This window comes from Pseudomonas sp. UW4 (assembly GCF_000316175.1).
Classification (GTDB): Bacteria; Pseudomonadota; Gammaproteobacteria; order Pseudomonadales; family Pseudomonadaceae; genus Aquipseudomonas; species Aquipseudomonas laurylsulfatiphila.
The window spans coordinates 5,534,946-5,548,388 of the sequence record NC_019670.1 but is presented as its reverse complement, the minus strand read 5'-3'; the positions used below and the strand labels follow the sequence as shown (position 1 = coordinate 5,548,388).

Annotated in this window: 8 protein-coding genes; 3 read left to right on the top strand and 5 right to left on the bottom strand. The window is 62.4% G+C overall.

Annotated elements, in window-relative coordinates; all coding sequences use genetic code 11:
* The first annotated feature begins 39 nt into the window (after positions 1–39).
* Both PPUTUW4_RS24610 and PPUTUW4_RS24605 read left to right on the top strand, forming a co-directional pair.
* Complete coding sequence (locus tag PPUTUW4_RS24610) at positions 40–1,149, top strand: DUF3182 family protein (RefSeq protein WP_015097028.1); 1,110 nt, start codon at positions 40–42, stop codon at positions 1,147–1,149.
* On the top strand, positions 1,139–1,897 hold the full coding sequence (locus PPUTUW4_RS24605; protein WP_007970134.1) for an alpha/beta fold hydrolase: 759 nt from the start codon (positions 1,139–1,141) through the stop codon (positions 1,895–1,897). The genes PPUTUW4_RS24610 and PPUTUW4_RS24605 overlap by 11 nt, the downstream gene beginning before the upstream one ends.
* A 136-nt stretch (positions 1,898–2,033) precedes the next feature.
* Here PPUTUW4_RS24605 and PPUTUW4_RS24600 read toward each other — a convergent pair whose 3' ends face one another.
* The 4 genes from PPUTUW4_RS24600 to PPUTUW4_RS24585 form a co-directional block, all read right to left on the bottom strand.
* A complete protein-coding gene (locus PPUTUW4_RS24600) occupies positions 2,034–3,020 on the bottom strand; it encodes a lysylphosphatidylglycerol synthase domain-containing protein (protein ID WP_015097027.1) in 987 nt (328 codons plus the stop codon).
* Positions 3,007–4,299 (bottom strand): cardiolipin synthase ClsB, encoded by a 1,293-nt coding sequence (clsB, locus tag PPUTUW4_RS24595; protein WP_015097026.1) that lies wholly within the window; start codon positions 4,297–4,299, stop codon positions 3,007–3,009. Before clsB ends, PPUTUW4_RS24600 begins: the two co-directional genes overlap by 14 nt.
* Positions 4,296–5,060 (bottom strand): endonuclease/exonuclease/phosphatase family protein, encoded by a 765-nt coding sequence (locus tag PPUTUW4_RS24590; protein ID WP_041474961.1) that lies wholly within the window; start codon positions 5,058–5,060, stop codon positions 4,296–4,298. The genes clsB and PPUTUW4_RS24590 overlap by 4 nt, the downstream gene beginning before the upstream one ends.
* A 252-nt stretch (positions 5,061–5,312) precedes the next feature.
* On the bottom strand, positions 5,313–6,524 hold the full coding sequence (locus PPUTUW4_RS24585) for an MFS transporter (RefSeq protein ID WP_015097024.1): 1,212 nt from the start codon (positions 6,522–6,524) through the stop codon (positions 5,313–5,315).
* Between the two features lie 230 nt (positions 6,525–6,754).
* Between PPUTUW4_RS24585 and PPUTUW4_RS24580 the strand changes: the two genes are divergently transcribed.
* Positions 6,755–8,878, top strand: a complete 2,124-nt coding sequence (locus tag PPUTUW4_RS24580) for a mechanosensitive ion channel domain-containing protein (RefSeq protein WP_015097023.1) — start codon at positions 6,755–6,757, stop codon at positions 8,876–8,878.
* Between the two features lie 152 nt (positions 8,879–9,030).
* On the opposite strand, the gene PPUTUW4_RS24575 is transcribed toward PPUTUW4_RS24580, so the two are convergent.
* Positions 9,031–13,347 carry a DEAD/DEAH box helicase gene (locus PPUTUW4_RS24575; protein ID WP_015097022.1) on the bottom strand — a complete coding sequence of 1,439 codons (4,317 nt, stop codon included), beginning with the start codon at positions 13,345–13,347 and terminating at the stop codon, positions 9,031–9,033.
* Positions 13,348–13,443 lie beyond the last annotated feature (96 nt).

Below are 13,443 nucleotides of genomic sequence, written 5' to 3'. Positions count from 1 at the left end.
TTCAGCTACATTCATCAAGCGTTGATTGAAGGGGGATGCATGACCCCAACAAACCGCAAGAAACTGGTGGTTGCCCATTCGGTACTCGCCGACGCGCCGCGGCACGAAGTCGAGACCAACCGTGCGCTGGCGCGCTGGCTGGCGCAGATAATGGGACTCAAGTACGGCGGCAGTTACGATCCGCAATTGCACGACGGTCGGGATCTCTACCTGTTGCCGACCCAGACGCTGGTGGGCGCTGAGGCTGCCCGGCAACTGGGGGTCAAGGGACCACAGGATTTGTGGGGTGGTTATGTCGACCATGATTTCATCTGCACCAAAGCCATCAGTCATGGGCTGCTCAACCACCATGCCCATGCGCCGGCAGGCTGGGCTCCTTTGTTTTCCCAGCGGGTACGCAACGTCGTACTCGACGGTCTCAGCGTGTTCTGCCTGAAGGATGCTCGCCCGGCGGCGGAACATCTGTTGTACACCGGGCCGATCCGCTTGAAGCCGATACACGCTTGTGCCGGACGTGGTCAGGAAGTGATCCAGAGCCTCGACGAGTTCGATGAAATTCTGGCCAGGCCCGAGGCTGACGCGACCTTCAGCGAAGGCGTGGTGCTGGAGCAGGATCTTGATCAGGTGATTACCCACAGCGTCGGCCAGAGCTTCATCGGCGACAAGGTGCTGAGTTACTGCGGTGATCAATACTTGACCAAAGACGCTGAGGGCGAGGAGGTGTATGGCGGCTCGAACCTGTTGGTGGTGCAGGGCAGCTACGACGATTTGTTGAAGCTGGACCTTGCCGATGACGTGCGGGTGGCTATCAAGCAGGCGCAGGTGTTCGACAGCGCCGCGGATGAAGCCTATCCGCGTTTCTATGCGTCACGGCGCAACTACGACATCGCTCAGGGCATCGATAGCGACGGCAAACAGCGCAGCGGCGTGCTCGAACAATCCTGGCGCATGGGCGGTGCCAGCAGTGCCGAGGTGGCGGCCTTGCAGAGTTTCGTCAACGATCCGGGGATGCGCGCGATTCGTGTGTCTTCGGTGGAAACCTACATTGATCAGCCGCTGCCGAAAGATGCCATCGAGGTGTATCGCGGGCCGGCGCAAAGCAGTGAATTTCTCCTCAAGTACGTAACGGTTAAATCCTATGACGGCTAGAAGCGAATCCATTCAGATCGATATCGATAATGAACAGATGAGCGGGACTTTTCTGAGCCCCAAATCGAAAGTCCCCGGCGTACTTTTTGTGCACGGTTGGGGCGGCAGTCAGGAGCGGGATCTGGAGCGCGCCAAAGGCATCGCCGGTCTGGGTTGTGTATGCCTGACCTTTGACCTGCGCGGGCACACCGGTGGCACCGGCATTCCATTGTCCCGGGTAACTCGCGAAGACAATCTGCGCGACCTGCTGGCAGCCTATGACCGCTTGCTCGCGCATCCGGCCCTCGATACCTCGGCGATTGCCGTGGTCGGCACCAGTTATGGCGGTTATCTGGCCTCGATTCTGACTTCGCTGCGGCCGGTGCGCTGGCTGGCGCTTAGGGTGCCGGCGCTGTACCGCGACGAGCAATGGCACACGCCGAAACGTGACCTGGACAAGCTGGATCTGCGTGATTACCGAGGCACTCTGGTGCGTGCCGACAGCAACCGGGCCTTGCATGCCTGCTCGCAATTTCGCGGGGATGTCCTGCTGGTGCAGTCCGAGACCGACGACTATGTGCCCCACGCGACGATCATGAGCTACCGGGCGGCCTGCCAGCAGACGCATTCAATGACCCACCGCATCATCGACGGTGCCGACCACGCCTTGAGCGACCCGGTTTCCCAGCAGGCCTATACCTCGATCCTTGTCGACTGGATTACCGAGATGGTGGTCGGGGAGCGGTTGAGCATTATTCAATCCCAGTGATTTGCGGTGATCTTGCGACCAATCGCGAGCAGGCTCGCTCCCACAGTGGGCCAGGGTGAACTCAACATGTATGACTTGCGCAGATCAAAGGTGGGAGCGAGCCTGCTCGCGAAGGCGTCCGCAAACACACCCCAAATCATTTGGGTTTCCTGGCAATCCGCAACGACTTGGCCTTGGCCTCCACCAACAGGTACATCACCAGGGCAATCAACAACGGCAGGATGAAATAAATCGCCCGATAGGCCAGCAGCCCGGCCACCAGGCTACCCCGCGAAACCTCGTGTTGCAGCAGCGCCACGAACACCGCCTCGAGCACGCCGAGCCCGGCCGGGATGTGAGTGATGACCCCGGCGATGGCGCTGATCAACAGCACGCCCAGTACCAGTGGATAGTCCAGTTTGCTCGGCAGCAAGGTGAAGATCACCGCCGCCATCAGCGACCAGTTCAGCGCACCGAGGATCAGTTGCAGCACCGCCATGCGCAAGGACGGGAGGTCGATTTCGATACCGCGAATCTCCCACTCCCGACGTTTGGCAAACTGGCACGCCACCAGGTAGCCGGCGCTCAACAGCAACAACAAAACCCCTACGCCTTGCAGCGCACTGCTGCTGAGCTTCCAGCCCGGCGGCATGCGCACCAGACCGCTGCTGAACACGACGCCGGCAATGACCATGTAGCCGAACCAGTTGGTCGCCAGGCTCAGGCCAAGGATCTTCGCGATGTTGCTCTTGCTGACCCCGAGCCGCGAATACAACCGGTAACGCATGGCGATGCCGCCGACCCAGGCGCTCAGGTTCAGGTTGAAGGCGTAGCTGATGATCCCCACGGGCAGTATCTGCTTCCACGTCAGGTTCTGGCGGATGTAGGTGCGGCCGATCAGGTCGAAGCAGGCGTACACCAGAAAACTCACCAGGGTCAGCCCCGACGCAATGATCAGCGTGCGCACCTTGAAATCGGCCAGGTTATCGAACACTTCGTTCCACTCCAGGCGCTGGGCGAGCATCGTGAACAGCACGATCAGCATCAGGAAAAACAGCATCGTCAGCGGTCGTTTCCAGCGGCTCCAGTGCGACTTGCCCGGGCTTTTGGCGTCAGTTGCCATGTGAGGCTCAGCGCGGTTCATGGTCAGCGCTCCCGGTCGGAGGAGGGATGGGTTTCAGGCGAGGCTTGTGCGCCGGCAACCAACCGGCCCAAGCCGGGAAATGCCGCAGGAAGTGAAACACCAGAAAACCTATGGTCATGTGCCAGACACGCCCGCGTGGCGTGATGGCGTGAGACATGGCCCTGCAATGGTTGTCGCTGAGGTCTTCCAGGCGATCGAACAGAACTCTGTTAAAGCCACGGTCGCGGATCAGCACGTTGGCTTCCAGATTCATCGACAGGCTCAATGGGTCGAGGTTACTGGAGCCGACGGTGCTCCAGTCTTCATCCACCAATGCGACCTTGCCGTGCAACGGGCGGTCGCAATATTCGTAGATCTTCACCCCGGACCTGAGCAGGTAATCGTAGGTCATGCGCGCGGCGAGTTTGGCCACCAGCATGTCCGGTTGCCCTTGCAGGATCAGCCGCACATCCACACCCCGGCGGGCCGCGTTGCGGATATCGCGCAGCAGGCGCAAGCCGGGAAAGAAGTAGGCATTGGCGATCACCACCCGGCGCTTGGCCTGGCGTAACACCTGGCGGTAAACCTCTTCAATGTCGGTCGGGTGTTCACCGTTGTCGCGGTAGACCAGACGTACCTGGCCATCGTGATCGCTGAGGGCCAGCTCCGAGCGCCGCTGCCGACGGCGTTGCCACCAGTATTTGGCGTGCGCCGGGCGACCGCATTGCAGCAGAGTGAAGTGATGAATGTCGGCCACCGCCGGGCCTTGCACCTCCACGGAATAGTCCTGCTTGGCCTCGGGACCGAAGTCGGCAAGGTGATCGGCAGAAAAGTTGATCCCGCCGATGAAGGCAATGCTGCCGTCCACTACCACTATCTTGCGGTGCAGGCGCCGGAACCAGTTGGTGCGGATGCCCAGGCGTTTTGGTGCCGGATCGAACATTTGCAGGTGCACGCCGGCGGCGGTCAGGGCGGTAAGGAACTCGGTACTCAATTCGCCGCAGCCAAAGCCGTCGAGGCTGACGGTGGTGCGTACACCGCGCTGGGCAGCTTCGATCAGGATCTGTTGCAGCTCATTGCCAACCTTGTCCTCGAACACAATGAAGGTTTCCAGCAGGATTTCACTTTGCGCCCGGCGAAGGGCGTCAAATACCCGGGGAAAATACGCTTCACCGTTTTCCAGCAACTCGACGCGATTGCTGCCTTGCCAGCCGTATTCGACGTCGACCGCTGTCGGCTCACGGATCGGCGGAGCGGGGATGTTATCCAGTGTGGTTTTTTCCATCGACTGGCTGCTCATAACTCGATCTCCACCGACAGCGGGACGTGGTCGGAAAGGTGCGACCAGGGGCGGGTGGTCAGCACTTGCGGATGGCTGGCCTTGAGGTTGCGCAGGTAGATGCGGTCCAGACGCAATGCCGGCAGGCGCGCGGGGAAACTGCGCGCCGGTTTGCCGTGGTGCGCGGCGAAGGCTTCGCGCAGACCGCAGGGTTTGAGCAACGCATCGGCGCGCTGACGCCAGTCGTTGAAGTCCCCGGCGACGATCACCGGGGCATCGGCGGGCAGGGCGTCCAGACGCTGGGCGAGCAGCTTCAATTGCGCCGTGCGGTGACTTTCGCGCAGCCCCAAGTGCACGCAAATGGCATGCACTTCCTGGACGTCACCGGGCAGGCGCAACACACAATGCAGGATCCCGCGGTTCTCGTGACCGCTGATGGACACGTCGAGATTGTCGTGGCGGATGATCTGGAATTTCGACAACAGCGCGTTGCCGTGATCACCCGCCGGGTACACCGCATTGCGGCCATAGGCGAACTGCGGCCACAGGGTGTCGGCGAGGAATTCGTATTGCGGCATCGCCGGCCAGTTGGTGTAGCGCTTGGGGTGGTGCTCGTGGGTGCCGTGGACTTCCTGCAAAAACACCACATCGGCAGACACGCTGCGCACCGCTTCACGCAGTTCCGGCAGGATGAAACGCCGGTTGAGCGCGGTGAAACCTTTATGGGTGTTGACCGTCAGCACCTTGAAGCGATAAGTCACGGACGGATCCTGTACCCGCATGTCGGTTGCATTTGAGTGTGCGGGAATATCGGTGTGATTCGCTGTCATGTCGCCTCCCGCCTGACGGCCCCTGTTTTTGAATGACTCTGGGGCGGCGGCGAAAGTTTCGATGGGGCTACGGACGGTACACAGTTATCAGATCACAACAGATTCAATGTGGGAGCGAGCCTGCTCGCGATGGCGGTGTGTCGGACGCCTATGATGTCGACTGACACTCCTCCATCGCGAGCAAGCTCGCTCCTACAGGGTTTATCAGTGGCCCGTGATTATGCGGGCAGAACCGTCGGCCGGCTCGGCATAGGCCGGGCCAAGGCGATCAAGACGTCCGCTCCACGCAGTCAATGCCAGCGCCACCAGCACCACCAGGCCACCGATCCACGCGGTATGGATCAAACCCATGTGGGCGACGATCAGGCCACCGCCCCAGGCGCCACCGGCAATGCCGAGGTTGAACGCGGCGATGTTCAGGCCGGATGCCACGTCCACGGCATGGGGCGTGTGATGTTCGGCCTGGCGCACCACGTACACCTGCAATCCCGGTACGTTGCCGAATGCCACGGCACCCCAGACCAGTACCGTAGCCAGCGCCAGCCAGGGATTGCCGGCCGTGAAGGTCAGCGCGAACAACACGGCGGCGAGCAGGGCAAAAATGATTTTCAGGGCGCTGATCGGACCGCGTTTGTCCGCCAGTTTGCCGCCCCAGATATTGCCGACGGCCACGGAGATGCCGTAGACCAGCAACACCAGGCTGACGGCGCTGGCGCTGAAGCCGGAGAGGTCCTGAAGTATTGGCGCGAGGAAGGTAAAGGCGGTGAACGTGCCGCCGTAGCCGACGGCCGTCATCGCATACACCAGCAACAGGCGAGGTTGCTTGAGCACCTGCAATTGCTGCAAGAACGACGCGGGTTTGCTGTGGGCGATATTTTTCGGCACGTAGATCAGGCTGCCGATGAAGGCGATGACGCCCAGTGTCGAAACGGCGAGGAAGGTTTCACGCCAGCCGAAATGCTGGCCGATGAATGTCCCCAGCGGCACGCCGGTGACCAGCGCCACGGTCAGGCCGGTGAACATGATGGCAATCGCGCTGGCGGCTTTTTCCTTCGGCACTAGACTGGTGGCGATGGTCGAACCGATCGAGAAAAACACCCCGTGGGCCAGGCCGGTGACGATCCGGGCGAGGATCAGCGACTCGTAGCCCGGTGCTTGCCAGGCCAGCAGGTTGCCGAGGGTAAACAGCACCATCAGCGACAACAGCAACAACTTGCGCGGAACCTTGCCGGTGAGGGCGGTGAGCACCGGGGCGCCGACGGCAACGCCAAGGGCATACAGGCTGACCAGCAGGCCGGCGGACGGCAGGCTGACGCCGAGGTCGGCGCCAATAGTGGGTAACAGGCCAACGATGACGAACTCTGTCGTCCCGATGGCAAAGGCGCTGAGGGTCAGCGCGAGCAAGGCAATGGGCATGGCTGCAACTCCGGAGGATGATTCGATGGAGCGCAGTGTCGGGGTTCGGGTTGTGCGGAAAAATACAGGGGCGGACATTTGATATTTGCCTTGAGCGCAAAGATCACGAGCACGAGTGTTAATCTGTGGCCCTGGAAGGCAGCGCAGTCCTGCTATCCACTAGCAATGCCCGAACTTGCCCGGCATTTTTCGATCAGTTCCTTACCGACACAGCCAAAGGAGCGGGTGTTTTGATCAGGCTCAAGACCGCGATACTGCTGGGGGCGTTGCTGTTTGTGGGCAGCGAGCAACTGGAGGCCGCCGCGATACCGGGGCTGCCGGCCACCGCGACCGCTGCGACGCCGCCGGCCCACCCCGAACCGCTGGTGCAAGGCGGATTACTGGGGGCCATCAGTTCAAGCATCGACGAGGTCCAGACCAGGCTTGATCTCAATCAAAACCTGCTCGACGCCTGGCGCCTGCGTGCCGACCGCGCGGCCGATGAAGTGGATCATTTGGTCAATCAGCCTTCGGCCCGCTCGCCCTTGAGCGTCGTTGTCGATTTCCTGATACTGACCTGCGTGTGGGCCGCCGTGTTTGCCTGTCTTTGGCTACTTGGGCGATTGTTGGCCAAACGCCTGTGCGCGCATCGCCTGCTGCTCAGTCGTGAACGGGGCCAGGCGTTGCTCGGTTACGTGCTGCCCTACACCTTTGCGGCGGTGATCAGCCTGCCGCTGACGATATATGCCAGCCAGTTCTTGCCGGTTTCGGCGGGCCGGGCGCTGGCGCTGTGCCTGGCTTATGCCACCAGCGCGGGGATCTTTGCCGCGTCATTGGTGATGTCGCTGATGGTGGTGTTCAGTGCCGGCCACAAGCGCCGGGCGGTGCAGATCATCCGCGAGAAGAGCCCCAGGCCGTTATTCGTTATCGGCTTTCTGGTGGCCTTGAGCGATGCCCTGACCAGCCAGCAGATCTCTCATCTATTGGGTAGCAATCTCACCAGCAGCATTGCGGTGTTCACCGGGATGGCGGCCTCGCTTTCCTTTGGCTTGCTGGTGATCCGCATGCGTCGCCCGGTCGCTCACGTGATCCGCATCCTTCCGCTGGCCCAGCGCCAAAGTCAGCCGGCATTGCGTGAGACTCTGCGGATTTTTTCCGGGCTCTGGTATTGGCCGATCCTGTTGATGGTGCTGGTCTCGATCATCAACCTGATCGGCGTTGGCGCGGACAACCAGATGGTACTGCGTAGCGCCTTGTTCACCACGGTATTGCTGATTGCCACGGTGTTTCTCAGCACCACGCTGCACCATCTGTTCAAGGCGCGCAGCGAAGCGGACCTGCGCCGCAGCAGCGCCTACAAGGAGCGTTTTCTCAACTTGTCCCACGCTTTGCTGCGCATCGGCATGGCCATTGTGTTCATCGATATCCTCGGGCGGATCTGGGGCGTGTCGCTGTTCGAATTCGCGGTGAGCAATGCCGTGGGCCGGGCGATCAGTGATTCCCTGAGCCACATCGGTTTGATCCTCCTGGTGACCTGGATGGTCTGGGTGGTGCTCGACACGGCGATTCAGGAGGCCCTGAAACCGCCGACCAACAAGCGTTCGGCACGCCAGCCGAGTACGCGGGTGAAAACCATCCTGCCGCTGCTGCGCAATGCGATCAAAATCATCCTGGTGGTGATCTGCGCGATCACCACCATGGCCAACCTGGGCATCAACGTCGCGCCATTCCTGGCCGGTGCCGGGGTCATCGGCCTGGCAATCGGTTTCGGTTCCCAGCAACTGGTGCAGGATGTGATCACCGGGCTGTTCATCATCATCGAGGACACCCTGTCCATCGGTGATTGGGTGGTGCTTGATTCCGGGCATGCCGGCACGGTCGAAGGCCTGACCATCCGCACCTTGCGCCTGCGCGACGGCAAGGGCTTCGTGCACTCGGTACCGTTCGGGCAGATCAAGGCCGTGACCAACCAGTCGCGGCAATTCGCCTATGCGTTTTTCTCGGTGCAATTCACCTACGACACCGACGTCGACAAGGCCATTGAACTGATCCGCGAGGCCGGGCATTCCATCAGCAACGACCCGTTCCTGCGCTACAACCTGCAAGGGCCGCTGGATGTGTTTGGCGTCGACAGGATGGACCTCAATGGTGTGGTGCTGACCGCGCAATTTCGTACGGTGTCCGGTGGCCAATATGCGGTGAGCCGGGCCTTTAACCAGCGATTGAAAAAGCTTGTGGATAACTGCCCGTGGGTGAACTTCGCGCAAACTTATCCACAGCAGGCACTGGTGCCTCGGCATCCGGTTGAGCCAACACCCGAGGCTGAGCCGGAGCATGCGGCGGTGTTGATGCCGGATCGGCCGCGGTCTCAATAGCCGGTTTTGTACTTGAGGCTTTCAGTGGCTGGTCTGGCCCCATCGCGAGCAAGCTCGCTCCCACAGTGATCTCTGTTGTGCCAAAAATTTGTATTCACAGAAAATCCCCTGTGGGAGCGAGCTTGCTCGCGATGGGGCCGGTCTAGACGACATTAATGCCGGATCAGTTTGTTGCGCACCTCGGCACTCGCCTGCTGATCCAGTTCCAACCAAAAAAGCGGCTTGCCGGCAATCTCGGCAGCAACCGGCAAACCATCGCGATACACCAGCCGATTGCTCGCCAGTGCCGGGACTTTCGCACCAGGTAATAGTGTGCCGGCGAGGTTTAGCGGATCGACCCCACACACCGCGACCAAACTCCCGTCATGGGGCCGACGTCGCACCTCCCGCAGCAATGGAATCGCCTCGGGCAGGGCGAACTGCTCGCCCGCCAGGCCGCTGACAAACCGTCCCCCACGAATCTCGCCGCGTGCCTCCAGGCGATGGAAGGTGCGCAGCAGTTCGCGCCAGCTCGGCAGCCAGTCCGCCTCACGTTCCAGCAAGCGCCAGAACACCACGCCGTAACGACGCAGCAAGGTCATGGCGATGTGCTCCAGGGTATCGCCTGGCGTCGATGCGGGACGCTGGTTTCCCGCCACAGGAGCCGTTGGCGCGCGTCGCAACAAGGCCCAGCGCCCGGCATCGTCCATGCCGCCGATGAATGCGCCGCGTCCACGCCGACTGTTGCGCGGCTGGCGCTTGCTCGCCGGGGTGATCAGCGCGCGCAAACCGGCAAAGCTGTCGGCGTTCACCAACCCCGCGCCCACCAGTTCCTGCAGGGCGACTTCCAGTTCCGAACGCAGCAAGTGCGCCTCATGGATCAGCTCGTCGAAAAACAGCGCGCCGTGCTGGCTGAGGGCGGCGTGGACCTTTTGTGTTTTCGGCGACAGTTCGCTCACCGGTGTCTGTTCGGTCAAGCCGCTCCAGAGGCCGACCCGATTGCGCGGCAGCAAGACAATCGGTGTGCTGCGCAACGCGGTGCCGGCGTTTTTGTTGTGCGCAGTCAGGCGTGTCCACACCAGTCTGCCGCTGCGGCACAACTCATCGAGCCAGGTCGCCGAGTAGTCCTTGATCCGTGCGGGCAGAATGTCGCTGTCCCAGGCGGAAGCGGCGGCGGGGTAGCCTTCGAATTGCCCGACGATGGCTGGCAACACCGCAGCGCCCTGGCCCTGGCTTGCAGTCGACACATGCTGCCAATCGAACAGGAATCGCATGAAATCCTGCAACGCCACCGGTTCGATTTCCCGGCGTAGGCGCTTGACCGTATAGCGGTGAACTCGCGCCAGCAAATGCCGCTCGCACCATTCTTCTTCAGCGATGCCCGGGGTGAAGCGACCGCGCAACACGTAGCCTTCGTGTTCCAGTTGCGCCAGGGTCTGGGTCACTTGTGCTGCAGGCAAGCCGAGTGGTTCGGCAATGCGCTCGAGCGCAAGTGGGCCGAAGGCGCTGAGCCGTGCGCGGATCAGTTCGAGAATGGCTTCGTCGGGTGCCCAGGTTTCATCGAAGTCCGGCAGCGCTTGCAGCGGTGGCGTCAATTCGGCCTGTGGATAAATGGCCCGCAGGCAGGTCAGGCGCTCCAGCGCCAGCCACAGCGATTGCCCGGCGTTGATCTGTAAACGGCTCGCGCGTCCGCTGTCGGCCAGGATCTTGAGCCAGCCGAGCCATTGCGGGTTGGCGCTGACCTCGGTATCGGTGATGCACGCCAGGCTCATCAAGGCCTCGTGCATTTCATCGACACTGCAAGGCACCGGCCAGGCTTCGTCGCGCACGGCGGCAATCGCCTCGGCGTCCAGCGCTCCGAGGTCGTCGGTGGATTGCGGATCGCTCCAGCGCCGATTGAGTACCGCTTGGGTGCGGCGCTCTTCAAGCGGTGCATCGTCGAGAAAGGTGTAGGGGCGGGCGCTGAGAATCTCCGCCGCAAGCGGCGAGGGCGCCGGCAAGTCGCGGCTGATCAGGCGGATGTCACCGCGTTCCATGCGCCGCAGCAAGGCCAGCCAGCCTTCAGTGTCCATGGCTTCGTGCAGGCAATCGTCGAGGGTCTGTTCCACCAGCGGATGCTCGGGAATCTCGCGTTCGCCGGCGAGGTTTTCCACGCAGGCAATCTGATCGGGAAACACGCTGGCGATCAGGTCTTCGCTTTTCATCCGCTGGATCTGCGGCGGGACTTTGCGCCCGCCGCTGTAGCGTGGAAGGGCAAGGGCCACACCGGCATTCCAGCGCCAGCGCACGCCGAACAGCGGCGCGTCGAGCACGGCCTGGATCAGGATGTGCTCGGCGTTGTTGCTGTGCAGGTAGCGCCAGACATCGTCCAGTTCAAAGCTGTGGCTGGTGGACAGCGACAGCACGATGGCGTCTTCGCTGGCGGCGGCTTGCAGTTCGAAGTTGAAGGTGCGACAGAAACGTTTGCGCAGGGCCAGGCCCCAGGCGCGGTTGATGCGGCTGCCGAATGGCGTATGAATGACCAGCTGGGTGCCGCCGGACTCGTCGAAAAAACGCTCCATCAGCAGCGTGTCTTGCGATGGCAGGGCACCGAGCGTCTGCCGTGCGCGGGCCAGGTAGTCCACCAGTTGTTCGGCGCTGGCGAGGTTCAGGCCCAGGGTCCCGGTCAGCCAGTCGAGCGCTGGCTGCAAGTTGCCAGGCGCGGTCCCCAGCAGGTCGTCGAGTTTTGCCTGCAAGCGCGCCACCGCCGAGGACAATTCGGTGCTGCGCCCCGGCGCTTCACCGAGCCAGAACGGGATGGTCGGCGGCTGGCCCTGGGCATCTTCGACACGCACCTTGCCGGATTCCACGCGCAGGATTCGATAGGAGGTATTGCCCAGCTGGAAGATATCGCCAGCGATGCTTTCCACCGCGAAGTCTTCGTTGATGGTGCCGATGTTCAACCCTTGAGGCTCCAGCAGCACGGCGTAGTCGGCATTGTCCGGAATGGTCCCGCCACTGGTCACTGCGGTCAATTTTGCGCCTCGGCGCCCGCGCAGCGTGCGGCTTACGGCGTCGCGGTGCAGGTAGGCGCTACGCAGACCCTGACGCCCGTTGTAGCCCTCGGCGAGCATGTGCAGCAGCGCCTGGTAGTGTTTTTCGTCGAGTCCGGAGTAGGGCGCGGCGCGGCGCAGCATCTCCAGCAGCGCTTGCTCGGGCCACTCCTGGCAACTGACTTCAGCGATGATCTGCTGCGCCAGCACATCCAGCGGCGCCTGCGGTATCAACAAGGTATCGAGTTCGCCCCGGCGCACGCAGTCGAGCAGCGCGGCGCATTCGATCAGGTCGTCGCGGGTGGTGGCGAACAAACGGCCCTTGGGCGTGCCGCCGACCTGGTGCCCGGAACGGCCGACCCGTTGCAGAAACCCGGCAATCGAACGCGGCGAGGCGATCTGGCACACCAGGTCGACGTCGCCGATGTCGATCCCCAGTTCCAGCGACGCCGTGGCGATCAGCACTTGCAGGTCGCCGCGCTTGAGCCGCTGCTCGGCGTCCAGGCGAAATTCCTTGGCCAGGCTGCCGTGGTGGGCCGCTACCGCTTCCTTGCCCAGGCGTTCGCTCAGGTGACGGCTAAGGCGTTCGGCCAAACGCCGGGTGTTGACGAAAATCAGCGTGGTCCGGTGTTCCCGGGCGAGGGCGGCGAGGCGGTCGTAGACCAACTCCCAGACATCGTTGGCCATCACGGCCGAGAGCGGCACGGGCGGCACTTCGATGTCCAGGTCGCGGGGGCGGGCGTGGCCGATGTCGACGATCTCGCACGGGCGGTCGCGACCGACCAGGAAACGCGACACGGCTTCGATGGGTTTTTGCGTGGCCGACAGACCGATGCGCAGCAGCGGTTCGGGGCAGAGTGCCTGCAGGCGTTCAAGGCTCAGGGCCAGATGGCTGCCGCGCTTGCTGGCGGCCATGGCATGGATTTCGTCGATGATCACTGTTTGTGTCGTACCGAGCATCTGCCGACCGGAGTCGGAGCCAAGCAGCACGTACAGGGATTCCGGTGTGGTCACCAGAATGTGCGGCGCCGTCTTGCGCATCGCCGAGCGGTCTTTTTGCGGTGTATCGCCGGTGCGCACGGCAGTGCTGATCTGCAGTTCGGGCAACCCCATCACACGCAATTGCTCGGTAATGCCGGCCAACGGGGTTTTCAGGTTGATCCGGATGTCGTTGGACAGCGCCTTGAGCGGCGAGACGTAGACCACCAGGGTTGCATCGGGCAAGCCTTCGGGGCTTTCCAGGCCGCGGTGCACCAGGTCGTCGATGACGGCGAGAAACGCGGTGAGGGTCTTGCCGGAGCCGGTGGGCGCGGCGACCAGGGTCGAGCGCCGCTGGCGGATCAACGGCCACGCCTGGGCCTGGGCGGCGGTGACCGCTGCGAACGTGTGGCTGAACCAGGCGCTGACGGCAGGGTGGAAGCCGCTCAGGGCACTGTCTGCGGGGATGGGCAGGTTCATGCAGCAAGTTATGCGGGTGGGGGGCGCAAGATGCAAGTACCACTCAAGACCTTTGCTGGCCTTCAGGGCCCCTTCGCGAGCAGGCTCGCTCCCACA